Annotated in this window: 15 protein-coding genes; 7 read left to right on the forward strand and 8 right to left on the reverse strand. The window is 62.2% G+C overall.

Annotated elements, in window-relative coordinates; translation table 11 throughout:
• Positions 1-10 precede the first annotated feature (10 nt).
• Positions 11-781 (forward strand): ParA family protein, encoded by a 771-nt coding sequence (locus PSH80_RS01980; protein WP_305418972.1) that lies wholly within the window; start codon positions 11-13, stop codon positions 779-781.
• 96 nt (positions 782-877) lie between these two features.
• Here PSH80_RS01980 and trxC read toward each other — a convergent pair whose 3' ends face one another.
• The 5 genes from trxC to PSH80_RS02005 all read right to left on the reverse strand — a co-directional run bounded on the left by trxC (position 878) and on the right by PSH80_RS02005 (position 10,037).
• Complete coding sequence (gene trxC / locus PSH80_RS01985) at positions 878-1,312, reverse strand: thioredoxin TrxC (protein ID WP_057958101.1); 435 nt, start codon at positions 1,310-1,312, stop codon at positions 878-880.
• Between the two features lie 276 nt (positions 1,313-1,588).
• A complete protein-coding gene (gene selO, locus PSH80_RS01990) occupies positions 1,589-3,052 on the reverse strand; it encodes a protein adenylyltransferase SelO (protein WP_057958102.1) in 1,464 nt (487 codons plus the stop codon).
• 48 nt (positions 3,053-3,100) lie between these two features.
• The gene (gene mscK, locus PSH80_RS01995; protein WP_305418975.1) at positions 3,101-6,439 is read right to left on the reverse strand and encodes a mechanosensitive channel MscK; all 3,339 of its coding nucleotides are present in this window, start codon (positions 6,437-6,439) and stop codon (positions 3,101-3,103) included.
• A 70-nt stretch (positions 6,440-6,509) separates the two neighbouring features.
• Positions 6,510-8,252 (reverse strand): potassium/proton antiporter, encoded by a 1,743-nt coding sequence (locus PSH80_RS02000; RefSeq protein ID WP_200656257.1) that lies wholly within the window; start codon positions 8,250-8,252, stop codon positions 6,510-6,512.
• Positions 8,253-8,411: 159 nt separating this feature from the next.
• Positions 8,412-10,037, reverse strand: coding sequence for a methyl-accepting chemotaxis protein (locus tag PSH80_RS02005; RefSeq protein WP_057958105.1), 1,626 nt, complete (start codon positions 10,035-10,037; stop codon positions 8,412-8,414).
• Positions 10,038-10,312: 275 nt separating this feature from the next.
• Between PSH80_RS02005 and PSH80_RS02010 the strand changes: the two genes are divergently transcribed.
• Positions 10,313-10,543 carry a hypothetical protein gene (locus tag PSH80_RS02010; RefSeq protein ID WP_029299225.1) on the forward strand — a complete coding sequence of 77 codons (231 nt, stop codon included), beginning with the start codon at positions 10,313-10,315 and terminating at the stop codon, positions 10,541-10,543.
• A complete protein-coding gene (locus PSH80_RS02015) occupies positions 10,540-10,833 on the forward strand; it encodes a cell division protein ZapA (protein ID WP_057437293.1) in 294 nt (97 codons plus the stop codon). Before PSH80_RS02010 ends, PSH80_RS02015 begins: the two co-directional genes overlap by 4 nt.
• On the opposite strand, the gene PSH80_RS02020 is transcribed toward PSH80_RS02015, so the two are convergent.
• Together PSH80_RS02020 and putA are read right to left on the reverse strand one after the other, a co-directional pair.
• On the reverse strand, positions 10,834-12,636 hold the full coding sequence (locus PSH80_RS02020) for an acyl-CoA dehydrogenase (protein WP_057958106.1): 1,803 nt from the start codon (positions 12,634-12,636) through the stop codon (positions 10,834-10,836).
• Between the two features lie 221 nt (positions 12,637-12,857).
• Entirely contained in the window at positions 12,858-16,811 is a 3,954-nt protein-coding gene (gene putA / locus PSH80_RS02025) for a trifunctional transcriptional regulator/proline dehydrogenase/L-glutamate gamma-semialdehyde dehydrogenase (protein ID WP_305418978.1), read from the reverse strand.
• A 458-nt stretch (positions 16,812-17,269) separates the two neighbouring features.
• On the opposite strand from putA, the gene putP reads away from it, so the two are divergent.
• From putP to PSH80_RS02040, 3 genes are all read left to right on the forward strand, one after another.
• Entirely contained in the window at positions 17,270-18,754 is a 1,485-nt protein-coding gene (gene putP, locus PSH80_RS02030; RefSeq protein ID WP_057958108.1) for a sodium/proline symporter PutP, read from the forward strand.
• 188 nt (positions 18,755-18,942) lie between these two features.
• The gene (locus tag PSH80_RS02035; protein ID WP_305418981.1) at positions 18,943-20,979 is read left to right on the forward strand and encodes a type VI secretion system tip protein VgrG; all 2,037 of its coding nucleotides are present in this window, start codon (positions 18,943-18,945) and stop codon (positions 20,977-20,979) included.
• A complete protein-coding gene (locus PSH80_RS02040; protein ID WP_057958110.1) occupies positions 20,979-21,689 on the forward strand; it encodes a DUF4123 domain-containing protein in 711 nt (236 codons plus the stop codon). The genes PSH80_RS02035 and PSH80_RS02040 overlap by 1 nt, the downstream gene beginning before the upstream one ends.
• Before the next feature lies 1 nt (position 21,690).
• Here PSH80_RS02040 and PSH80_RS02045 read toward each other — a convergent pair whose 3' ends face one another.
• A complete protein-coding gene (locus PSH80_RS02045; RefSeq protein WP_057437305.1) occupies positions 21,691-22,959 on the reverse strand; it encodes an O-acetylhomoserine aminocarboxypropyltransferase/cysteine synthase family protein in 1,269 nt (422 codons plus the stop codon).
• A gap of 252 nt (positions 22,960-23,211) precedes the next feature.
• Here PSH80_RS02045 and PSH80_RS02050 point away from each other — a divergent pair, with 252 nt between their 5' ends.
• Positions 23,212-24,048: a 23S rRNA (adenine(2030)-N(6))-methyltransferase RlmJ gene (locus tag PSH80_RS02050; protein WP_057958111.1), complete on the forward strand. Its 837-nt coding sequence runs from the start codon at positions 23,212-23,214 to the stop codon at positions 24,046-24,048.
• Positions 24,049-24,135: the final 87 nt, after the last annotated feature.

Genomic DNA, 24,135 nt, shown 5'->3' on the forward strand with positions numbered 1-24,135 from the left:
AGGTTTTTCCATGCGGCGCGTGGTGTTCAATCAAAAAGGCGGCGTTGGCAAATCCAGCATCGCCTGCAACCTGGCGGCGGTCAGTGCCAGTGAAGGCTATCGAACCCTGTTGGTGGACCTCGATGCCCAGGCCAACTCGACCCAGTACCTGACGGGGCTGACGGGCGACGATATTCCCATGGGTATTGCCGATTTCTTCAAGCAGACCCTGTCTTCCGGGCCGTTTTCGAAGAAAAACCAGGTGGATATCTACGAAACCCCCTTCGACAACCTGCATGTCATCACTGCCACCGCAGAGCTGGCGGACCTGCAGCCCAAGCTCGAGGCCAAGCACAAGATCAACAAGTTGCGAAAGCTGTTGGATGAATTGTCCGAGGATTACGACCGGATTTACCTGGATACGCCGCGGGCCCTGAACTTCTATGCGGTTTCGGCGCTGATCGCCGCTGATCGTGTGTTGATCCCTTTCGACTGCGACAGCTTCTCACGGCAGGCGCTGTATGGCCTGCTGGCGGAAATCGAAGAACTCAAGGAGGACCACAACGAAGGCCTCGAAGTGGAAGGCATCGTGGTCAACCAGTTCCAGGCCCGCGCGAGCCGGCCGCAGAAGATGCTGGACGAGTTGATTGCCGAAGGCCTGCCGGTGCTGCCGGTGTACCTGGCCAGCTCGGTGCGCATGCGCGAGTCCCATCAGGAAAGCAAACCGCTGATCCACCTGGACCCGCGCCACAAACTGACCCTGCAGTTTGTGGAGCTGCATAACTTGCTGGAAAACGCCTGATCTGAAGAGTGAACACGCTCAATGTGGGAGCTGGCTTGCCTGCGATCAGGGGGGGCCAGCTTGCAGAGGCATCAACTGACCCACTGTCATCTGGGGTTACACCCCTTGGCTACGCAACCAGCTCATCAGTTGCGGTAACGGAAACGCCCCGCTCTGGCGCGCTACTTCCCGGCCGTTCTTGAATAGGATCAGGCTGGGAATCGAGCGAATCCCCAATTGTGCCGAAAGCTGCTGGTTGGCCTCGCTATCGAGCTTGGCCAGCCGGCACTTGCCGGCCAACTGCCCGGCGGCCTGTTCAAACACCGGCGCAAACGCCTTGCACGGCCCGCACCACGCGGCCCACACGTCCACCAGTAGCGGTAAATCGCCCTTGATCTGGCTGGAATAATCGCCCTGGTTCAATTCAAACGGTTTGCTCAGCAACATCGGCTGCTTGCAGCGCCCGCACTTCGGGGCATCGCCCAGGCGTTCGTGGGGGATGCGGTTGAGGCCGTTGCAGTGTGGGCAGGGGATTACAAGAGAATCGGACATGATGGGGTTCCGTTGACGTTGCCAATGAAAACTATTTGGAGCCAGGGCCAAGATTATCAAGGTTAGGCGGTAGCGACGCACGGGCTCACATTTTTGCCTGTGCACATGTTTGACGGCGTATCCAGGCTGCCTACGCAGGTATGAGATACCGCCACTGGTCTGCTGAGCGCTTATCGCATACTGCGATAATTTGATCCCGGGACTAACGCTCATAGCAAGATGCGATAACGGCAAGTGGAAGGAATGACCGGAAATGAGCGTATTCATTGAGCAGGGTTAGGACGAGCAACTGATCTCCAAATGCTTGCCCCAATCGGGCGGCCGCTGCGCGTACTGTTCCATCCCCGGCTGTTCTTCAAATGGCGTGCTCAACACCTCATGCAGTCTTCGCACTTCACTGTAGTCGCCTGACTCGGCGGCGGTGATGGCGTTTTGTGCCAGGTAGTTGCGCAGGATATACAGCGGGTTGACCGCGTGCATGCGCTCGCGGCGTTCTGCCTCGCTGCCAGTACCGTCGCGCTCAACCCGGGCCTTGTACTCGTCGGCCCAGGCATCGAAGCCCGCGCGGTCGACAAAGTCATCACGCAGGCGCGCCACGGCCAGTGCGGCGGATTCGTCGCCCAGATGGCGGAAAAACAAGGTGTAGTCCACGCCACTGTTCTGCATCAGTTGCAGCAGGCGCTCCACCAGTTTCTGGTCATCGTCCTCGGCGGTGGTCAGGCCCAGGCGGCGGCGCATCAGGTCCAGGTAATGGGCCTGGTACAGCGGCAGGTACAGGCCCAGGGTCTCGCGCAGGGCTTCAACGCTGATGTATGGCGTCAGCGCCTGGGCCAGGGCGCTGAGGTTCCACTGGCCGATGGGCACCTGGTTGCTGAAGGAATAGCGGCCTTCGTGATCGGAGTGGTTGCAGATGAAGTGGGCGTCGAAGTCATCGAGGAAGGCAAACGGCCCGAAGTCGAAGGTAATCCCCAGGATCGACATATTGTCGGTGTTCATCACCCCATGGCAAAACCCGTAGGCCTGCCACTTGGCGATCAGCTCGGCATTGCGCTCGACGATCTCGCGGAACATTGCCAGGTAGGGCTCGGGTTGCTCCTGGCATTGGGCAAAGTGCAGCTTCAGCACATGCTCGGCCAGTTGCTGGTGCAGCTCGGTTTTCTGGGTGTAGTAGAAGTATTCGAAGTGCCCAAAGCGGATATGGCTCGGCGCCAGGCGCAGCACCATGGCCGCGCGTTCCTGCTTCTCGCGCCATACCGGGGTGTCGGAGCCGATCACGCACAGGGCGCGGCTGCTGGGGATGCCCAGGGCGTGCAAGGCTTCGGAGGCGAGAAACTCGCGGATCGACGAACGCAGCACCGCGCGGCCATCGCCCATGCGCGAGTAAGGCGTTTGCCCGGCGCCCTTGAGGTGCAAGTCCCAGTGCTCGCCCGCCGCGTTATACACCTCGCCCAGCAGCAAGCCGCGGCCGTCCCCCAGTTGCGGGTTGTAAGAGCCAAACTGATGCCCGGAATAGACCATCGCCCGCGGTTCGGCCTCGGCCCACAGCGTGTGGCCGCCGAACAGTTCGGCGAACACCGGCGTGTCGGCCACGGCCGGGTCGAGGTCCAGCAGGGCCATGGCGGCGTTGCTCGCCACCACCAGCCGTGGCTCGTCGATGGGCTCGGGCAATACGTGGGTTGAGAAACCATCGCCCAGGCGGGCGAAGCGGTTGTCGAAGGTCAGGTCGTCGAGGGCTTTCACCGGCCATCTCCAGCAGAATGTCCGAGCATTCTGCTGGGGATAGCGCGGTTAGTCGAGTTTGGCCGGCGGTGTGGGTTGTGGCGAGCCGTCATTCGCCGGCTTGCTCACGGGTTCGACTTCCACCAGCTTGTATTCCTGGCCGTGCAGGTTTTTCAGGTAAATCTCCATCTGACGGAACGAAATGTTGATGCTCTGCTTCTTGAACTCACGGTTGATAAAGCGGTTGACCTCATCAATCACCGGGTTGCGGTCGCCCAGATCGCGTACATGCATGCGCAATTCGTGGTCGAGGGTGCTTTCGCCGAAGTTCAGGAAGTACACAAGGGGTTCCGGGTCTTTCAGTACCCGTGGGTTATCCCTGGCGGCCTTGAGCAACAATTCCTTCACCAGGTCCAGATCGGAGCCGTAGTCCACGCCAAGCTTGAGGGTCACCCGGGTGATGGTGTCGGTCAGCGACCAGTTGATCAACTGCCCGGTGATAAAGGTTTTGTTCGGGACAATGATGTCCTTGCGGTCGAAGTCGGTGATGGTGGTGGCGCGGATGCGGATCTTGCTCACCGTCCCCGACAGGTTGCCGATGGTAATGGTGTCGCCGATGCGCACCGGGCGCTCGAACAGGATCATGATGCCGGAGATAAAGTTGGCGAAGATCTCCTGCATGCCGAAACCCAGGCCCACCGACAGCGCGGCCACCAGCCATTGCAACTTGTCCCAGCTGACCCCGAGGGTCGACAGGGTCGACACAAAGCCCACACCGGCAATCACATACGACAGCAAGGTGGTGGTGGCATAGGCACTGCCCTGGGCCAGGTCGAGTTTGGACAGCACCAGCACTTCCAGCAGGCCCGGCAGGTTGCGCGCCAGGGCGAAGGTGATGCCGATGATGATCAGTGCGCCGAGCATGTCGCCGATGCTGATGGGCACCATGCTGATATTGGCGCCGGTGCCGCTGGTGTACTCGTAGAGGGTGATGTTGTCCAGGTAGGAGAACACCGAGATCAGGTCTGACCAGACCCAGTACAGCGCCGCGATAAAGCCGCCGAGCAAGGCCAGGCGAATCAGGCGCATGGACTGCTCGTTGACCTGCTCGATATCCAGGGTCGGTTCCTCGATCACCACTTCGCCGTCGCCGGCTTCCTTGGCCGCCTGGCGCTTGGCCAGTGCCCGGGAGTAGGCCAGGCGCCGTGCGGCCACACCCAGGCCACGGACGAAGGTGGCTTCGATCACCAGCCAGAACATCAGCAGGTACAGGGTGTTGATCAGGCGGTCGCTGAGTTTGAGCGCGGTGTAGTAGTAGCCAAAACACACGGCAATAAACAGCGCGATGGGCAGCGCGGTAAACGCCACGCCGACCACCTTGCGAAACAGCGAGGCCTTTTCATGGGTCGGGCTATTGAGCAACAGGCGACTGAGCAGCCAGGCCATCAGCCCGTAGCAGGTCAGGACCACAGCGATCCCCAGCACATCGTTGGCCAGGGCCGCCGGCTGATGTTCGGCGATGGACACCACGGCCACCAGCGCCAACACCACCAGCCCCAGTTTGCGGATCCAGCCCTGGAGGAATTCGACCTGGGGTTTTTCCCAGCGGAAATGCAGTTCGGCCACACCGCCCGGCGCCAGGATGCGATAGGCGGTGTAGAACACTAACCACGCCTGGGCGATCTGTACCAGGGCCATGCCCAGGTTGGCGTTCTGCCCACGGGCATCGATTTGCAGGGCGTAGCCACACAGCGCCAGGCCGAGGGTCACCGGCAAGGCCAGCAGGATATTCACCAGGATGGCGATCGGGGTGTGCCACTGGCTGTCACGTTTGAAGTGACCGATATCCATATGGATTTTTTTCAGCCGCTCGTACAGGTTGTTACGTCGCCATAGCAGGGCGCCGATCAACAGCAGCAGGGGCAAGAACAGCAGCGGGCGCTGGGTCAGGCCGTCATACAGTTCGCTGAGGCTGGAGGCCCAGGGCAGGGTGTTGACCTGTTTTTCCAGGCGGGTGGGCACGGCTTCCAGCCATTCGACGTCCAGCGGTTTGTTGCTGGGGATCCAGAACATCTGTTCGTCGAGGGTCGCGCGCAGGCTGGCGGCGGTGCTGAGCAGCTGTTTCTGGTTCAGTTGCAGGGTGATGGATTCGTTGAGCAGTGCGCTCAGTTCCCGGCTCAGGCGCTCGAGCAGGTCGCTGCGGGTCACGGCCAGTTCCAGCAGGGTGCGGCGCAATTGCGGGGTGACCTGGTCTTCGGGCTGGTTGGCCAGCAAGTTATCGACGTAGGCACTCGGCGAGTTGATCAGTTCGCGCTGCTGGTTGACCTCGAACTGGTACAGGCGAATGTTGGCGATATCGTCCGCCAGGTCACGGTCGACCTTCAGACGCGGCAAGGCCTGTTTCTGTTGATAGAGAATTTTCGACAGCAGCAGGCTGCCCTTGAGCACGTTGATCTGCTCGTCCAGGGCCGAATCGCTCTGGGTCATGTTGTCCAGCAACTGCTTGGTTTTCAGGTTCTCTTGGGTCAGCTCGTTGAGCCGGTCGGTGCTTCTGAGCAGGTAGTCGGACAGTTTCAGGTTGGCCGCGCTTTCCGTGGTCAGCAGGCTGCTGCCGCCGGCCTTCTGCGCTTCGATGGACTGCTGGGTCACGGTTTCCTGGGACTGGGCCAGGCGTTTCTGGTTGATCAGAGTTTGCAGGTCCTGGATTTCCTGCTCCAGGCGCGTGGTTTTTTCCACCGCCAGGTCATGCTGGCTGTTGCCCAGGTCTTGCAACTGGCTGTTGCCCGCCAGCTCCTGGCGGCGCAGCGGGATCAAGGCATTGAGCGCCGCCAGTTCGGCATTCAGCAGGTTGCGCTGGTCGCCGTTGAGGGGTTTGCCATTGTCCTTGCCGGCCTTGAGGATGCCATTGATCTGCTGGATGCGCGTCTGGCTCTTGCTGATTTCGGTCTGGGCGCGCTCGGGGCGGGTCTGGGCGGCGATGCTCAGGCTGTTGGCGTCGGCCAACTCCTTTTGCAGGTCGCCCTGCTGGGTGCTGCGCTGCACCAGCAGTTGTTCGAGCTGGGGCACCGGCAGGCTGGCGTAGCGCTGGGCCACAGGCACCACTTTGGTGCTTTTGAGGCGGGCCAGTTCACGGGAGTTTTCCGTGGTCTGGCGGGGCGCGCCTTCGAGCTGACGCTTGAGGTCAGTCAGGCGTTGCTCGTAATCCTGCTTGTTGCCCAGCAGGGTCAGGGTCTGCTGCAACACATTTTGCAGCGCCTTCATGTCGGCGTCGGGCAGTTTGCGGTCAGGCAGCTTGTCCAGGGTCTGTTGCACGCTCTCGATGCTTGGCGGGGCGGCGGCATATACGGGGTTGACGCAGAGGGTCAGACCGAGCAGGGCAGTGGCTAAAAAAGTGCGCAGGAATGTCATAGAGACCGATCGAACAAGATGAAGAATAGGGGGCGTGCTGATGGCCACTGGCGCATCGTCGCCCCGCAGTTTAGAGGAAGAGTCCGGGCCCCGGGCGACTTCCTTCGGGGAATCTGACGCCGACTTTGCCGATCTTGTTCCCGTCCATCACGGCAACCGTCCAAATGGTGTTGTTCCACTCCACCTGGTCGCCGACAACCGGGGCGCCACCGACTTTCTGGGTAATAAAGCTGCTCAGTGGCATGTCCGGGTCGATGCCGTCGAGCTTGAGCCCGTACAGCGCCGAAACCGCGCCCAGCTGGGCGTCGCCCTCCAGCACGAAGTCGCCGAAGAAGCGCAGGTCCAGGCCCCGTTGTGGTGCCTGGCTGAACAGCTTGCCGAGGGCGGCGAGGTTGTGTTCATGGCCGATCACGCACAGCAGGTCATCGGCTTCCAGCACCGTACTACCCGACGGATGGAGCAGTTGCTGGCCACGAAACAGCGCGGCGATCCGTGTGCCTTCGGGCATTTTCAGCTCGCGCAGGGCCGCGCCGATGCACCATTTCTCCGCACCCAGGCGGTAGACGAACAGCTCCCACTCGCTGGTGACGTGCACTTCCAGGGCTGCCCGGGAAATCGGCGCAGGCTCGGGTGGTACTGTCACTTTCAAGAGCTTGGCGACCCACGGCAGGCTGGTGCCTTGCACCAGCAACGACACCAGCACGATAAAGAACGCCAGGTTGAAATACAGCTGGGCGTGGGGCAGGCCGGCCATCAACGGGAACACCGCGAGAATGATCGGCACCGCGCCGCGCAGGCCGACCCAGGCGATAAACACTTTTTCGCGGCCATGGAAGGCCTTGAACGGCAGCAGGCCGACGGCCACCGACAGCGGCCGCGCAAACAGGATCATCCACAGCGCCAGGCCCAGGGCCGGCAGGGCGATGGGCAGCAGGTCATGGGGCGTGACCAGCAGGCCCAGCACCAGGAACATGCCGATCTGCGCCAGCCAGGCCATGCCGTCGAGCATATGCAGGATGCCGTGGCGGCTGCGTACCGGGCGGTTGCCGATCACCAGGCCGCACAGGTACACGGCGAGGAAGCCGCTGCCGTGCAAGGCGTTGGTCAGGGCGAAGACGAACAGGCCGCCGGCGATCACCAGGATCGGATACAGACCGTTGGCCAGGTTGATCCGGTTGACCAGTTGCAGCATCAACCAGCCGCCGCCCAGGCCGATAATGCCGCCGATGCCGAACTCGCGGATCAGGTGGGTCAACAGGCTCCAGTGCAAGCCGGTCTGGCCGCTGGCAAGCATGTCGATCAGGGTCACGGTGAGGAACACCGCCATCGGGTCGTTGCTGCCGGATTCGATTTCCAGGCTGGCACTGACTCGTTCGTTCAGGCCCTTGCCGCCCAGCAGCGAGAACACGGCGGCGGCATCGGTGGAGCCGACGATGGCGCCGATCAGCAGGCCCTGGATGATATTGAGGTCGAACAGCCAGGCCGCCGCCATACCGGTGAGGCCGGTGGTTATCAACACCCCCACGGTCGCCAGCGACAGGGCTGGCCACAGTGCCACGCGAAAACTCGCGACCCGGGTCCGCAAGCCGCCATCGAGCAGGATCACTGCCAATGCCAGGTTGCCCACCAGGTACGCGGTTGGGTAGTTATCGAAAATGATCCCGCCGCCATCGACGCCGGCCAGCATGCCCACGGCCAGGATGATCACCAGGATCGGGATCCCCAGGCGAGACGAAAGAGAACTCACCAGAATGCTCGCACCTACCAGCAACGCGCCGATCAAGAACAGGCTGTTGATGGTCGTCGCATTCAAAGGCAGTACTCCGAAAATAAGGCGGGCGCAGACTGACCATGCAGTCTGCGTGCCAGCGATTCTAACCTGTTGAATTGCTGCGCTGTCAAAAAGCTTTTCAGGTTTACGCAGAACCAATGTGGGAGCAGGCAAGCCCCCACATTTATGATGCAGTGTCTGTTAGAGACGGAATCTGCCTACCATCCCATTCAAATCCACCGCCAGGCGCGACAACTCACTGCTCGCCGCACTGGTCTGGCTGGCGCCGGTGGCCGACTGCACCGACAAGTCGCGGATGTTCACCAGGTTGCGGTCCACTTCCCGCGCGACCTGCGCCTGCTCTTCTGCGGCGCTGGCGATCACCAGGTTGCGCTCGTTGATCTCGATAATTGCGCTATTGATGGTATCCAGGGACATCCCCGCGCCTTTGGCGATATTGAGCGTCGATTCGGCGCGCTCGGTGCTGTTGCGCATCGAATCCACTGCCTGTTCGGTGCCGGCCTGGATACTGCCGATCATCCGCTCGATTTCACTGGTCGATTGCTGGGTACGATGGGCCAGGGCCCGTACTTCATCGGCAACCACGGCAAACCCGCGCCCGGCTTCCCCGGCGCGCGCGGCTTCGATGGCGGCGTTCAGGGCCAGCAGGTTGGTCTGGTCGGCCAGGCCGCGAATCACATCCAATACCTTGCCGATATCCCGCGACTCTTCGGCCAGGGCGCCGATCAGCGTGGCGGTGCCCTGCACATCGCCGCTCATGCGCTCAATCGCGCTGACGGTTTCCTGCACCAGGTCGCGGCCATCGCCGGCCGAGGCGGTGGCGTTTTTCGAGGCTTCGGAAGTGCTGACGGCATTGCGCGCCACTTCTTCGACGGCGCTGGTCATCTCGTTGACGGCGGTGGCCGCCTGCTCGATCTCGTTGTTCTGTTGGGTCAGGCCACGGGCGCTTTCATCGGTGACGGCGTTCAGTTCTTCGGCAGCCGAGGCCAGTTGGGTGGCCGAGCCGGAAATGCGCTGCAGGGTGTCGCGCAATTTCTCCTGCATTTTATTCATCGCGCGCAACAGGCGGCCGGCTTCGTCATCGCCATCGACCTTGATCGGCTGGGTCAGGTTGCCCTCGGCAATCTTCTCGGCCGCGTCCAGGGCCTGGGCGATGGGCAGGGTGATGCTGCGGGTCAGCAGCCAGGCAAATAGCATGGTCAGCGCCGTGGCCAGCACCAGCAGGGCGACCACCAGCTCGAAGGCCGAATCATATTGCTCGGCGGCTTTCTGGTTGCTGTCGTTGGCCATCGAATTGTTGATGTCCAGCAGACGCGTCAGGACCGCGTTGACTGCCTCGGAGTTGCTCAGCAGTTCGGTGTTGAGCAAGGTGCGCAGCTCTTCGATCTGATTGTTGCGCGACAGGCTCTTCATCCGCTCTTCGATCTGCCGGTACTGGCCCAGCAGGCGCACATAATCGTCGTAGGCCGAGCGTTCCTCGCGGCTGTCGATCAGCTTTTCATACACGCTCTGGGCTGTCCGAATCTGCTGGTTACGCAGTTCAAAGGCTTCCAGGGTCTTTTGTTGCACCTCCGGCTCGCGGTTGGTCAGTAGGCGGTAGGACAACACACGCAGGCGCAGGGTCAGTTGGGTGAAGTCGTCGAGGGCGCGAATGCTCGGCACGCTGCTCAGGGTGATGTCTTCGGTGGCACCCCGGATCTTGCCCATCTGATTCAGCGCAAAAACACCGAGAAACAACATCAGCGCACCAATGCACGCGAAGCCGAGAAACGCGCGCGGCGCGATATTCATATTACGAAGAGACATGCAGTGGTCCTGGGAGAGGCGCGATCCGTGCGGCTTTGAGGCGGGGTAAGCATGACCTATCGGACGTACGACTAAAGTCTTGAGGGGGTGCGCGTTTTTGTCGCATCCTGCGCGGATTGGAATGGATTCAGGAACCAGATGGCGTAAATGCAGTCACTAAGGCTCCACAGCGTGGCCTGACCCGTGAAATCGGGGCTGCGCGCCAGGATAACCCTGGCTTCCACGGTGAATTTTCTTTATCGTCACCGCCCTTTGAAAAAGCCCGAGAATTCAAAATGTTAGAAACATCCCTCAGCCAACTGGAACAACTGGTCAGTGACCTGGTGCAGCAGAATCAAGCTCTGCTGGGCACCAACGAATCCCTCAAGGCCGAGCTGGCCCGCGCCAAGGATGAGAACGACAGCTTGCAACTGAACCTGATGGAGCAGGAAGAAAAGCAGGGCGCCACCGCAGCCCGTATCCAGGCGTTGGTTGAGCGTGTGAGCGCAGGTCCTGTCAGCGCATGAGTGAAGGGATAAAGGTCGTTTCGATTCTCGGTGAGGATTACTCGATCAAGGCCCCGGATGGGGAAGACAGCACCCTGCTCAAGGCCGTGACCCTGCTCAAGGCGTCCCTGGCAACCACCAAGCAGAAGTACCCGACTCTGATCGGCGACAAGCTGCTGGTGCTGGCGGCGCTGAATCTATGTGCCGAACAGATCGACATGCAGCAGCGTCACCAGCAGGAACTCGACCGTTACCAAGAGCAAGTCAGCGCCACGGTCGACGTGATTGCCAAGGCCATCGGCCAGCCCTGATCAGAACCATTCATCCTGCATGGCCAGGCACGTATCGTCCCGCGCCTGCAGGATCGACAGTTCATGATGGCAGCCCGGTACTTCCCACGTCAGGAAGTACCGGGCCGCTTGCAGCTTGCCTTTATAGAAAGTCACATCCGTCGCATTCCCCCTGGCCAGCCCTTCTTCGGCGCGGATCGCCTGTTCCAGCCAGCGCCAGCCAATCACCGTATGCCCAAACACTTTCAGGTACAGCGCCGAGTTCGCCAGGCTGCTGTTGACCTTGCCTTGGGCGAGATCCGTCAACAGCCCCAGGGTCACGCTTTGCAGGCGCGCCACCAACTGCTCCAGTGGTTCGCGCATGGCCGTGAGTGACGGGTATTGCTGGGCCCGTGCGCCGGTCTCGGCGATCAGGCGAATCAACTGCTTCAGGCCCGAACCGCCATTTTGCGCAAGCTTGCGTCCCAGCAGATCCAGGGACTGGATGCCGTGGGTGCCTTCGTGGATCGGGTTCAGGCGGTTGTCGCGGTAGTACTGCTCCACCGGATATTCGCGGGTGTAGCCGTGGCCGCCGAGAATCTGGATCGCCAGCTCGTTGGCCTTCAGGCAGAACTCCGAGGGCCAGGATTTGACGATCGGGGTCAGCAGGTCCAGCAACTCATGGGCCTGCCTGCGCCCGGCTTCGCTGTCCAGGGTGGTGGTGTCATCGAACAGGCGCGCGGCATATAGGCCCAGGTCGAAGGCGCCTTCTACATAGGCTTTTTGCGTAAGCAACATGCGCTTGATATCAGCGTGCTGGATGATCGACACCGGCGCGGTGTTCGGATCTTTGCTGTCGGGCAGGCGGCCTTGCGGGCGTTCCCGGGCGTATTCCAGGGAGTACAGGTAACCGGCATAACCGAGCATCACCGCACCCATGCCGACCCCAATCCGCGCCTCGTTCATCATCTGGAACATACAGGCCAGACCCTGGTGCGGCTTGCCCACCAGATAGCCGACACACTCGCCGTTATCGCCGAAGTTCAGCGCGGTGGAGGTGGTGCCGCGCCAGCCCATCTTGTGGAACAGCCCGGCCAGCAGCACATCATTGCGCGGGCCCAGGCTGCCGTCGTCGTTGACCAGGAACTTGGGCACGATAAACAGCGAAATGCCCTTCACCCCGGCGGGCGCGTCCGGCAGTTTGGCCAAGACCATGTGCACGATGTTTTCCGACAGCGGGTGATCGCCACCGGAGATAAAGATCTTGTTGCCCTTGAGGCGGTAGGTGCCATCCGCCGCCGGCTCGGCGCGGGTGCGGATATCCGACAGCGACGAGCCGGCATGGGGTTCGGTCAAGGCCATGGTGCCGAAGAAGCGGCCCTCGATCATCGGTTGCAGAAAGCGTTGCTTCTGCTCCTCGGTGCCAAAACTCTCGATCAGGTTGGCCGCGCCCATGGTCAGGAACGGGTACGAGGTGGAAGCCGCATTGGCTGACTGAAAGTGCGCAAAACAGGCCTGGGACAGCAGCGTCGGCAGTTGCATGCCACCGGCTTCAAAACTGCGCGCCGCATTGAGAAAGCCGGCTTCGAGGAAGGCATCCACGGCAGGTTTCACTTCCGGGATCAGGATCGCCTGGCCATCTTCGTAGCGCGGTTCGTTCTCGTCGCCCTTGCGGTTGTGGGGGGCGAAGTACTTTTCGGCGATGTGGCGGGCGGTGCCGATGGCGGCATCGAAGGTTTCGCGAGTGTGTTCGGCAAACCGCTCGCGCTGGGTCAGGCCCTCGGCATCGAGGACTTCATACAGCTCGAAAGCCAGATTGCGGGAACTGAGGAGCGTCTCGGACATGGCGGCTTACCTATTTGGGAATAGGCCGCAGTCTAAGTGCGCGAATAGAGGCGCGATAGCAAGATTGATCTGGGTGATGGAGCAGCAAAACAAAGGCAGGATGAATGTACAAGATCGTTCCCACGCTCTGCGTGGGAACGCCTCTTGCGACGCTCTGCGTCGCGGACGCGGAGTGTCCTGGGCTGCACTCCCACGCAGAGCGTGGGAGTGCTCGGTGGTGACTAGCCGATAGTCATCAGGCTCGCGTTACCACCCGCCGCAGCGGTGTTGACGCTCAACGCACGCTCGATCACCAGGCGCTCCAACGCAATGTTGGTTTCGCCCGAGGACAGGCCATTGACCCCGACAATCGCGCCGCTGCGTTGCGCCACTTGCTGGCAAACCCCACGCAGTTGGTCGGAATCGCCGTGGTGCAGGACGGCGTCGAAGATCACTTCGTCCTTGGTCCAATCGGCTACACGCTGGATCTTCGCCTGAACTTCCTTCGGCAGCCGTGGGAACAGTGCCTTGGTCAGGTCAGATTCCGGCCACACTGCCGAGCTACCCACAGCCAGTACGGCCGCCAGTTGCGCCAGCAGATCGCCTTCTACGTCCGCCAGGCACAGCACGTGCTCGCGGGGTAGGATGGCGTAGCTGTTGCGCTCGCCGGTCGGGCCGGCCAGCAGGCGGGTGATACCGCTTTGCGATTGCGCGGCGAACTGGCTGCACAGGGCGCTCAGTTCGCTGAACTTGTTGCCGTCGGCCCAGGTTTTCAGGGCACTCAGCGGTTGGCTCATGGCGTCACGCAGGCGCACATCCGGTGCGGCCAGTGCATCGCCCCGTACGAAGGATTGCTCGATCGCATCGGTAGGGCGGGTCGACAGCAGGCGGTACAGGTACAGCGGACCACCGGCTTTCGGGCCGGTACCCGACAGGCCTTCGCCACCGAATGGCTGCACGCCGACGACGGCACCGACGATGTTGCGGTTAACGTAGACGTTACCGGCATGGACGTTGTCGATCACCTTGGCGATGGTCTCGTCGATACGGGTGTGCACGCCCAGGGTCAGACCGTAGCCAGAAGCATTGATCTGACCGATCAACTGGTCGATTTCCTTACGCTTGTAGCGCACCACGTGCAGGACCGGGCCGAAGATCTCCCGTTGCAGCTCGTCGAAGCTTTCCAGCTCGATCAGGGTTGGCATCACGAAGGTGCCGCGCTTGATTTCTTCACTGTCGGCAATTGCCACCTGGTACACGGTACGGCCTTTGTCGCGCATGGCCTGGATGTGCTTCTCGATGCCCGCCTTGGCTTCGGCGTCGATTACCGGGCCGATATCCACAGACAGGCGCTCCGGGTTGCCGAGACGGCATTCGGCCATGGCACCCTTGAGCATTTCGATGACGCGGTCTGCCGAATCTTCCTGCAGGCACAGTACACGCAGGGCCGAGCAACGCTGGCCGGCACTGTCGAAGGCCGAGGAGACGACGTCGATCACCACCTGTTCGGTCAGAGCCGAGGAGTCGACGATCATCGCGTTCTGGCCACCGGTTTCGGCGATCAGCGGGATTGGGCGGCCCTGGGCATCCAGGCGTCCGGCGACATTGCGTTGCAGCAGGCGCGCCACTTCGGTGGAGCCGGTGAACATCACGCCTTTGACGCGATCATCACCCACCAGGCGGGCACCAACGCTTTCGCCCTGGCCCGGCAGCAGTTGCAGCACGCCTTCCGGAATGCCGGCTTCGAGCAGCAGGCGCACGGCTTGCGCGGCGACCAGCGGGGTCTGTTCGGCCGGCTTGGCCAATACCGGGTTACCGGCGGCCAGTGCGGCGGCGACTTGGCCACTGAAGATCGCCAGCGGGAAGTTCCACGGGCTGATGCACACCACCGGGCCCAGTGGGCGGTGGGCGTCGTTGGTGAAATCGTTACGCGCCTGCACGGCGTAGTAACGCAGGAAGTCCACGGCTTCACGCACTTCGGCGATGGCGTTGGCGAAGGTCTTGCCGGCTTCACGGGCCAGCAGGCCCATCAGTGGCTGGATCTCGCCTTCCATCAAGTCGGCGGCACGTTCGAGGATCGCGGCGCGTTCGGCCGGCGGGGTGGCCTGCCAGATCGGTGCGGCATTCAGGGCGCACTGGATAGCGTTGTCGACGTCTTCGATCGTGGCTTCCTGGACGTGACCAACCACATCACGCAGGTCGGACGGGTTCAGCACCGGCGCAGCGGCTTCATTGCTGGACGCGCAACCGAGCATCGGCGCGGCCTTCCAGTTGTTGTGCGCGGTGGCCAGCAAGGCGCAGGACAGCGACGCCAGGCGGTGTTCGTTGGCCAGGTCGATACCGGCCGAGTTGGCGCGCTCGCTGCCGTACAGGTCGCGTGGCAGTGGGATACGCGGGTGCGGCAGGCCGAAGCCGCCTTCCAGCGTCGCCATCTGCTCGATGCTGGCCACTGGATCGGCCACCAGCTCCTGGATCGAGATGGATTGGTCGGCGATACGGTTGACGAACGAGGTGTTGGCGCCGTTTTCCAGCAGGCGACGCACCAGGTAGGCCAGCAGGGTTTCGTGGGTGCCGACCGGCGCGTACACGCGGCATGGACGGTTCAGCTTGCCTTCGGAAACCTTGCCTACAACTTGTTCGTACAACGGTTCACCCATGCCGTGCAGGCACTGGAACTCGTACTGGCCGGGGTAATAGTTCTGGCCGGCGATGTGGTAGATGGCCGACAGGGTGTGGGCGTTGTGCGTGGCGAACTGCGGGTAGATGACTTCCGGTACCGACAGCAGCTTGCGTGCGCAGGCGATGTAGGAAACGTCGGTGTACACCTTGCGGGTGTAGACCGGGTAGCCTTCCAGGCCTTCGACCTGGGCGCGCTTGATTTCGCTGTCCCAGTACGCGCCTTTTACCAGGCGGATCATCAGGCGGTGACGGCTGCGGCGTGCCAGGTCGATCACGTAGTCGATCACGTACGGGCAGCGCTTCTGGTAAGCCTGGATCACGAAACCGATACCGTTCCAGCCGGTCAGTTGCGGCTCGAAGCACAGGCGCTCGAGCAGGTCCAGGGACAGCTCCAGGCGGTCGGCTTCTTCGGCGTCGATGTTCAGGCCGATGTCGTATTGCTTGGCCAGCAGCGTCAGGGACAGCAGGCGCGGGTACAGCTCGTCCATCACGCGCTCGTACTGGGCGCGGCTGTAGCGCGGGTGCAGGGCCGACAGCTTGATGGAGATGCCCGGGCCTTCATAAATCCCACGGCCGTGAGAGGCTTTGCCGATGGAGTGAATGGCTTGTTCGTACGAGGCCAGGTACTTCTGTGCGTCGTGTTCGGTCAGTGCAGCTTCACCGAGCATGTCGTAGGAGTAGCGGAAGCCCTTGGCTTCGAACTTGCTCGCATTGGCCAGGGCTTCGGCGATGGTTTCGCCGGTGACGAACTGCTCGCCCATCAGGCGCATGGCCATGTCGACGCCCTTGCGGATCATCGGCTCGCCGCTCTTGCCGATAATGCGGCTCAGGGAGGAGGTCAGGCCGGCCTCATTGTGGGTGGCGACCAGTTTGCCGGTCAGCAGCAGGCCCCAGGTGGCGGCGTTGACGAACAACGATGGGCTGTTGCCCAGGTGCGGGTGCCAGTTGCCGGTGCTGATCTTGTCGCGGATCAGCGCGTCACGGGTGCCCTTGTCGGGGATCCGCAGCAGCGCTTCGGCCAGGCACATCAGGGCCACGCCTTCCTGGGACGACAGGGAAAATTCCTGCAGCAGGCCTTGGACGATACCGGCACGGCCGCCGGCGCTCTTCTGGTTACGCAGTTTTTCGGCAATCGAGGCCGCCAGCTTGTTGGTGGCTTCGGCCATCTGGGCCGGCAGGCGAGCCTGCTCGATCAGCATCGGCACCACTTCCGGCTCGGGGCGGCGGTAAGCGGCGGTGATCGAGGCGCGCAGCACCGATTGCGGCAGGATGCTTTCGGCAAATTCGAGGAAGCACTGGTGAGCGTGGTCGTTCTGCACCTCGCCCGCGTCGTCTGCGTCCTTGAGGCCCGAACCGTTGAACTCGGTCAGGGTTGCACCACCCTCGAGTTTCTCCAGGTAATTGAAAATTGCCTGCTTGATCAGCCAGTGCGGCGTGCGATCAATGGAGGTCGCGGCGGCCTTGAGGCGTTCGCGGGTTGGGTCATCGAGTTTGACCCCAAGGGTGGTCGTAGCCATATTTTTATCCTCATGGGTGCCACTACTGTGTGGCATCAGCTGGCGGCAAGATTAGCTTTGCGCCGTACGAGGTGCAACCGGGTGCAACCCATTTTCTTCATGAAATTCACGCTGCTCGTCAGAAATCATTTTCACTCGACCAAATCGGCTGAATATTGGTGCATTTGCTTCTGGATTTGGCTGTTCTTGCTCCGAAAAGGAGCAAAAAACCGCCGTTTGCCGAAAAACGCGCCAGGGTGCAACTAATTCTCACGAAACTGGTTGCACCTTATTTGCTTTGTTGAATAGCATTCACGCCCAAGGTGCAACCAACCCTAGGGTTCGGTTCATCGGCTGATGGCTTTCCTGGGGAAACGTCAGTCATAAATGCGCGGCACGCAGCTTCGTCTACACACTACTCGGTTGTAGATGGCCTGACAGACCGCCGCTACATAAAAACAAAGCCAGGGCGTAACTCAATGAGCGTAAGTAATCCAACCTTGATCACATTTGTGATCTACATCGCGGCAATGGTGCTGATTGGTCTCATGGCCTATCGCTCCACCAATAACCTTTCCGATTACATCCTCGGTGGTCGCAGCCTCGGCAGCGTCGTCACCGCACTCTCGGCTGGCGCTTCGGATATGAGCGGCTGGTTGTTGATGGGCCTGCCAGGTGCCATCTACATGTCGGGCCTGTCGGAAAGCTGGATCGCCATCGGCCTGATCGTCGGTGCTTACCTGAACTGGCTGTTTGTGGCAGGTCGCCTGCGCGTGCAGACCGAACACAACGGCGACGCCCTGACCCTGCCGGACTACTTCTCCAGCCGTTTTGAAGACAAGAGCGGCCTGCTGCGGATTATCTCGGCGGTAGTGATCCTGGTGTTCTTCACTATCTACTGCGCTTCCGGCATCGTGGCCGGTGCCCGTCTGTTCGAAAGCACCTTCGGCATGTCCTACGAGACGGCGCTGTGGGCCGGTGCTGCGGCGACGATTGCCTACACCTTTATCGGTGGTTTCCTGGCAGTAAGCTGGACAGATACCGTACAAGCCACCCTGATGATCTTCGCGTTGATCCTGACGCCCATCATCGTGCTGCTGGCCACCGGCGGTGTCGATACCACCTTCCTGGCTATTGAAGCGAAGGATCCAACCAGCTTCGACATGCTGAAAAACACCACCTTCATCGGCATCATCTCGCTGATGGGCTGGGGCCTGGGCTACTTCGGCCAGCCGCACATCCTCGCGCGTTTCATGGCGGCGGATTCGGTCAAGTCGATTGCCAAGGCGCGTCGCATCTCCATGGCCTGGATGATCCTGTGCCTGGCCGGCACCGTGGCCGTAGGCTTCTTCGGTATTGCCTACTTCTCGGCACACCCGGAAGTGGCCGGTCCCGTGACCGAAAACCCAGAGCGTGTGTTCATCGAGCTGGCCAAGCTGCTGTTCAACCCTTGGGTTGCTGGCGTGCTGCTGTCGGCCATCCTGGCTGCCGTGATGAGCACCCTGAGCTGCCAGTTGCTGGTGTGCTCCAGCGCCCTGACCGAAGACTTCTACAAGGCGTTCCTGCGCAAGGGCGCCTCCCAGCTTGAGCTGGTATGGGTCGGCCGGATCATGGTGCTGGTGGTTGCGTTGATCGCCATCGCGATGGCTGCCAACCCGGAAAACCGCGTACTGGGCCTGGTGAGCTACGCCTGGGCCGGCTTCGGCGCCGCGTTCGGTCCTGTGGTCCTGATCTCGGTCCTGTGGAAAGGCATGACCCGCAACGGCGCACTGGCCGGTATCCTGGTCGGCGCGATCACCGTGATCGTGTGGAAACACTTCGAGCTGCTGGGTCTGTACGAAATCATCCCAGGCTTCCTGTTCGCCAGCCTGGCGATCTACTTCGTGAGCAAGATGGGCGCCCCGACTGCCGGTATGGTTGAGCGCTTCACAGCTGCCGAGAAAGACTACAACCTCAACAAGTGAGGCGTTCATGCAGGCCTTGATGGCCTGCTGAACTGAAAGCGGCCCGCATCCCTGGATGTCGGGCCGTTTTTTTTGGGTGCGACGATGGAGCCTGCGTTGTAGGGATTAACTGAATTGCCTGCAGCGTACGCAGCTCGGCAAATGGCTGGTGCAGAATCCCAGGCCCTCCACTTGCAGAGAAACACCGGATGTTCGCTCCTGCCAATCAAAGTGCGTTTAGCCTGACCGTCGATGGCCAGCCCAGCGATCTCAAGGTCCTGGCGTTCAGGGGCGAGGAGGCTATCAGCCAGCCCTATCGTTTCGATCTTGAGTTGGTCAGCGAACAGCCGGACCTGGATCTGGAAAACCTCCTGCACCGCCAGGCCTTTCTCGCCTTTGATGCCCAGGGCCATGGCATCCATGGGCAAATCCAGCGGGTCGCGCAAGGTGACTCGGGCCGGCGCCTGACCCATTATCAATTGAGCCTGGTGCCGCAGTTGGCCTATCTGCAACACAGTGCCCGGCAACGCATTTTCCAGCACAAGACGGTGCCGCAGATTGTCAGCCTGGTGCTGGAGGGGCAGGGCATCCAGCGCGATGCCTTTGAGTGGCGACTGGGCGCGACCTATCCCGAGCGCGAGTACTGCGTGCAGTTCGATGAAACCGACCTGGCATTTATCCAGCGGCTGTGCGCCGAACTGGGGATTCACTATCACTTTCAACACCGGCCGGACGGGCATCTGCTGGTGTTCGGCGATGATCAGACGGTGTTTGCCCAGGCAGACCAGCCGACGGGCTATGCGCCGGGTTCGGGCATGGTGGCGGCGGCGCCGGTGATCAAGCGTTTCACGGTGCGCCTGGAGGCGCGGACTACCGGGGTCAACCTGCGCGACTATGATTTTCGCAAGCCGCGTCTGGTGCTGGAAAGCGCCGCCCTCGGCGAGCAGCTACCGCCGCTGGAGGCCCAGGGCTACCCTGGGCACTTCACCGACCGTACCCATGGCAAGCACCTGGCGCAGCGGGCGCTGGAGCGTCATCGCAGCGACCAGCGGCAAGCCTACGGCGAGGGCGACCAGACGGCGCTGGTCAGCGGACAGTTCCTCACACTGGCCGACCATCCGCGCCAGGCATGGAATGGCCTGTGGCTGGTGACGCGGGTGATCCACCAGGGCCGGCAACCGCAAGTGCTGGAGGAGTCTGTCGGCGCGATGGATGAGCAGGGGTATCGCAACGAGTTCTTCGCCACGCCCTGGGACGTGCCGTTTCGCCCGCCGCTGCCTGCGGCGAGGGCGCCGGTTGCAGGCTTTCAGAACGCTGTGGTCACCGGGCCGGTCGACAGCGAAATCCATTGCGATGAGTTTGGCCGGGTCAAGGTGCAACTGGCCTGGGATCGCCACGGCCAATACAGCGAACACTCCAGCTGCTGGCTGCGGGTTGCCAGCGCCTGGGCCCACGAGCACTACGGCAGCGTGGTGATCCCGCGGGTGGGCATGGAAGTGCTGGTGGGGTTCGTCAACGGCGATGTCGATATGCCGCTGGTGGTCGGCTGCCTGACCAATGGCGCGACGCCAGTGCCCCTCGACCTGCCGGCGGACAAGACTCGCAGCATCTTCCGCAGTCAGAGCAGCCCAGGGGGTGGCGGCTATAACGAGCTGCGCATCGAAGACCGCAAGGGCGCCGAGCAGATCTACCTGCGTGCCCAGCGCGACTGGACCCAGCACGTGCTCCACGATCTGCGCCTGCAGGTGGATCACCAGCGGCATGTGCAGGTAAGTGGCGAGTCGCACCACGAGTTGCACGGCGAAGAGCAGCGGATTACCCACGGCAACCGGCTGACGGAACTCAAGCAGGACGATCACCTGGTGATCGCGGGGCAGCAACAGGTGCAAGTGGCGCGCTATTCGTTGCAGGCGGGCGAGCAGATCAGCCTCGGCGCAGGCCAGCAAATGGTGGTCGATGGCGGCGCCAGCCTGACGCTGCAGGCCGGGGGGCAATGGATCACATTGTCGGCCGGGGGGATTTTCAGCAGCACACCGATTCAGTTGGGCGGTGCGCCGTCGGCTGCCACGGCGCCATCACCCCTGCGTCCGGGGGGACAGGAAACCCTGCTGGCGGCGTTGGCCGCAACGTTGAGTGCCGCACAGGTGTTCAGCTTCAAGCGCAGTGCGCCGTTCTGTGAGGAGTGTGAGCGCTGCAAAAATGGCGTCTGCGACACTCCGCAGCATCGAGTGGGGGGCTTGCGCTGATGACCCCCCGTGAGTGGCTGGCCCAGGAGCCGCTGCAGGACGGCGAGCAGCTGTTTGTCATCCTGGCCAGTACCAGTGAGTGTCAGCCGGTGGCGGCCTGGCGCCAGGCAGATGGCGGGCCATTGAGCCCGGTGTGGGCCGGCAGCGAGTACGCCGCCTGGGCTGAGGTGATGCCCTATGTGGCATTGGTCAGCGAGAGCAGTGGGTTTCTCGACTGGGTGGCCGAATGCGCGGCTACCGATTGGGGTTGGTTGGCCATTTCCTCCAGCCCGCTGCCCACGGTGGTCGAACATCTCGCCAGCCTGACCAAGGTGCGTTTGCCCGAGGGGCAGGAAGTGTTTTTCCGCTTCTGGGATGGTGGTTACCTGCTGCCGATCCTGCAAGGGCTGGGGCCTGGTGCGGGGGAGGTGCTTGCGGTATTTCGACGCTACTGGATCAACGGCCAGCTCCAGGAAGTGCCGGCCACGGGAGTGGGGGCGGCGAGGAAAAGTCCCTGGTGGGAGGTGCCCCCCACGCTACTCAAGCAGCTTGGCGAACAGTCCAGCGTGACCCTGGTGGATAACCTGCTGCAATGGCTGGCCCAGGAGCATCCCGACGTGCACGACGCCTTCGCGCCAGCGACCTTGCAGCACAAGGTCGCGTACTTTGTGCGCCCACCTTACGCCGGGCAGCAGGCATTGATTGCCTACCTGGCCGGCGAGCGGGGTTGAGTCAGGCGTTCAGTGACTGCTGCAAGTCATCGAGCAGGTCCTCGATCGCCTCGATGCCCACCGACAGGCGGATCATCTCCGGACGTACGCCGGCCTTGGCCTGCTCCTGCTCGTTCATCTGCCGGTGGGTGGTGGACGCTGGGTGGCAGGCCAGGGACTTGGCGTCGCCGATATTCACCAGGCGCTTGAAGATCTGCAGCGCATCGTAGAAGCGCACCCCGGCGGCATAGCCGCCCTTCAGGCCGAAGGACAGGATCGCCGAGGGTTTGCCCTGCATGTACTTTTGCGCCAGGTGATGGTGCGGGTGATCCGGCAGGCCGGCGTAGCTGACCCATTCCACCTGCTCGTGGGCCTGCAGGAACTGCGCGACTTTCAACGCGTTCTCGGTGTGGCGTTCCATGCGCAGGGCCAGGGTTTCCAGGCCTTGCAGCAGCAGGAAGGCATTCATCGGGGCCAGGGCGGCACCGGTGTTGCGCAGCGGCACGGTGCGGGCACGGGCAATAAAGGCTGCGGGGCCGAATTTCTCGCTGTACACCACGCCATGGTAGGCCGGCTCGGGTTGGTTGAGGCCGGGGAATTTCTGCGGGTAGTCGGTCCAGGGGAAGGTGCCGCTGTCGACAATCACCCCGCCCAGGGAGTTGCCGTGGCCGCCGACATACTTGGTCAGGGAATGCACGACGATATCCGCGCCAAACTGGATCGGCTTGCACAGGATCGGCGTGGCGACGGTGTTATCCACCATCAGCGGTACGCCGCGGGCATGGGCGACGTCGGCCAGGGCCTGCAGGTCGACGATATTGCCCGCCGGGTTGCCGATGCTTTCGCAGTACACCAGCTTGGTGTTGTCGTCGATCAGCTCGGCGATGGCCTCGGCCGAGTCGTTGCGGGCGAAGCGCACATCAACGCCGAAGCTCGGCAGCAGGTGGGCGAACAGGGTGTAGGTGCCGCCGTACAGCTGTGGGGTGGAGACGATATTGTCGCCGGCGCGGGTCAGGGCCTGGATGGCATAGTGAATGGCCGCGCTGCCCGCCGACACGGCCAGGGCCGCGATCCCGCCTTCCAGCGCGGCCATGCGCTGTTCCAGCACGTCGTTGGTGGGGTTCATGATCCGCGTGTAGATATTGCCGGGTACGTCGAGGTTGAACAGATCGGCGCCATGCTGGGCGTTATCGAACTCGAAGGCGACGTTCTGGTAGATCGGCACGGCGACCGCCTTGGTGGTCGGGTCCGATTTGAAGCCGTGGTGCAATGCGATTGTGGCGTCTTTCATGGTGGATACTGACCTCCCTGGATTGCATGGGGCAGCCCCGGATAAGGTAGGAGCTGGCTTGCCTGCGATGGCATCAGCGCAGAGTACGGGTAATACCGCGTCGCCTGCATCGCGGGCAAGCCCGCTCGCACATAACTCGCTAGAACGTTTTCGCTGCTGTTCCTACATTTGCGACATAAGCACCGCCCGGCATGCAGCCCTGCACCTTTGCCCGCGTAAAAGGTAAACTTCGCCCCCTGCGCAGGAGCAACCATGAATTATCGTCACGCCTTTCACGCCGGCAACCACGCCGATGTCTTCAAACACCTGACCTTGACCCGCCTCATCGCCCTGATGTCGCGCAAGGAACAGCCGTTTGCCTATCTCGACACCCACGCCGGGATTGGTCTGTATGACCTGCAAGGCGACCAGGCCAACCGCACCGGTGAATACCTGGAAGGCATTGCCCGCCTGTGGGGCGAGGCGGACCTGCCGGCGCTGACCGCTGACTACATGCGGGTGCTGCACGAGATGAACCCGGATGGCCAATTGCGCTATTACCCTGGTTCGCCAGAACTGGCGCGACGCCTGACCCGCCCCCAGGACCGCGTGCTGCTCAACGAAAAACACCCGGAAGACGGCGTGTTGCTCAAGGACAACATGAAGGGCGACCGCCGTGTGAAGGTCCATCTGGGCGAAGGCTGGCATGTGCCACGGGCCTTGCTGCCGGTGCCGGAAAAGCGCGCGCTGATGCTGATCGACCCGCCGTTCGAGCAACTCGACGAGATGCAGCGTTGCGCCGCCTCCCTCAAGGAAGCCGTGGGCCGCATGCGCCAGACGGTCGCCGCGATCTGGTACCCGGTCAAGGACCAGCGCATGTTGCGCCGTTTCTACCAGGACCTGGCCGGCACCGGCGCGCCAAAGCTGCTGCGCGTGGAGTTGCTGGTGCATCCGCTGGATACCCCCAACACCCTGACCGGTTCGGGCCTGGCGATTGCCAACCCGCCGTGGGGGCTGGAGGAGGAGTTGCGTGAGCTGCTGCCGTGGCTGTCGAAAAAACTGGGGCAGACCCAGGGTGGGTGGCAGATGGATTGGCTGATCGCCGAGTAACGGCATCGCTCTTTAGAGTGCTATCGCGGGCAAGCCCGCTCCCACATGGTGATGTGATCCCATGTGGGAGCGGGCTTGCCCGCGATG

It is taken from the genome of Pseudomonas sp. FP818, assembly GCF_030687335.1.
Classification (GTDB): Bacteria; Pseudomonadota; Gammaproteobacteria; order Pseudomonadales; family Pseudomonadaceae; genus Aquipseudomonas; species Aquipseudomonas shahriarae.

Bases quoted from the DNA above. Each gene is read 5' to 3' on its own strand.
- PSH80_RS02020 (WP_057958106.1), bottom strand. From the start codon at position 12,636: ATGTCCGAGACGCTCCTCAGTTCCCGCAATCTGGCTTTCGAGCTGTAT.
- PSH80_RS02040 (WP_057958110.1), top strand. From the start codon at position 20,979: ATGACCCCCCGTGAGTGGCTGGCCCAGGAGCCGCTGCAGGACGGCGAG.
- PSH80_RS01980 (WP_305418972.1), top strand. From the start codon at position 11: ATGCGGCGCGTGGTGTTCAATCAAAAAGGCGGCGTTGGCAAATCCAGC.
- PSH80_RS02010 (WP_029299225.1), top strand. From the start codon at position 10,313: ATGTTAGAAACATCCCTCAGCCAACTGGAACAACTGGTCAGTGACCTG.
- putP (WP_057958108.1), top strand. From the start codon at position 17,270: ATGAGCGTAAGTAATCCAACCTTGATCACATTTGTGATCTACATCGCG.
- trxC (WP_057958101.1), bottom strand. From the start codon at position 1,312: ATGTCCGATTCTCTTGTAATCCCCTGCCCACACTGCAACGGCCTCAAC.
- PSH80_RS02045 (WP_057437305.1), bottom strand. From the start codon at position 22,959: ATGAAAGACGCCACAATCGCATTGCACCACGGCTTCAAATCGGACCCG.
- PSH80_RS02005 (WP_057958105.1), bottom strand. From the start codon at position 10,037: ATGTCTCTTCGTAATATGAATATCGCGCCGCGCGCGTTTCTCGGCTTC.
- putA (WP_305418978.1), bottom strand. From the start codon at position 16,811: ATGGCTACGACCACCCTTGGGGTCAAACTCGATGACCCAACCCGCGAA.
- PSH80_RS02035 (WP_305418981.1), top strand. From the start codon at position 18,943: ATGTTCGCTCCTGCCAATCAAAGTGCGTTTAGCCTGACCGTCGATGGC.
- PSH80_RS02015 (WP_057437293.1), top strand. From the start codon at position 10,540: ATGAGTGAAGGGATAAAGGTCGTTTCGATTCTCGGTGAGGATTACTCG.
- PSH80_RS02050 (WP_057958111.1), top strand. From the start codon at position 23,212: ATGAATTATCGTCACGCCTTTCACGCCGGCAACCACGCCGATGTCTTC.
- mscK (WP_305418975.1), bottom strand. From the start codon at position 6,439: ATGACATTCCTGCGCACTTTTTTAGCCACTGCCCTGCTCGGTCTGACC.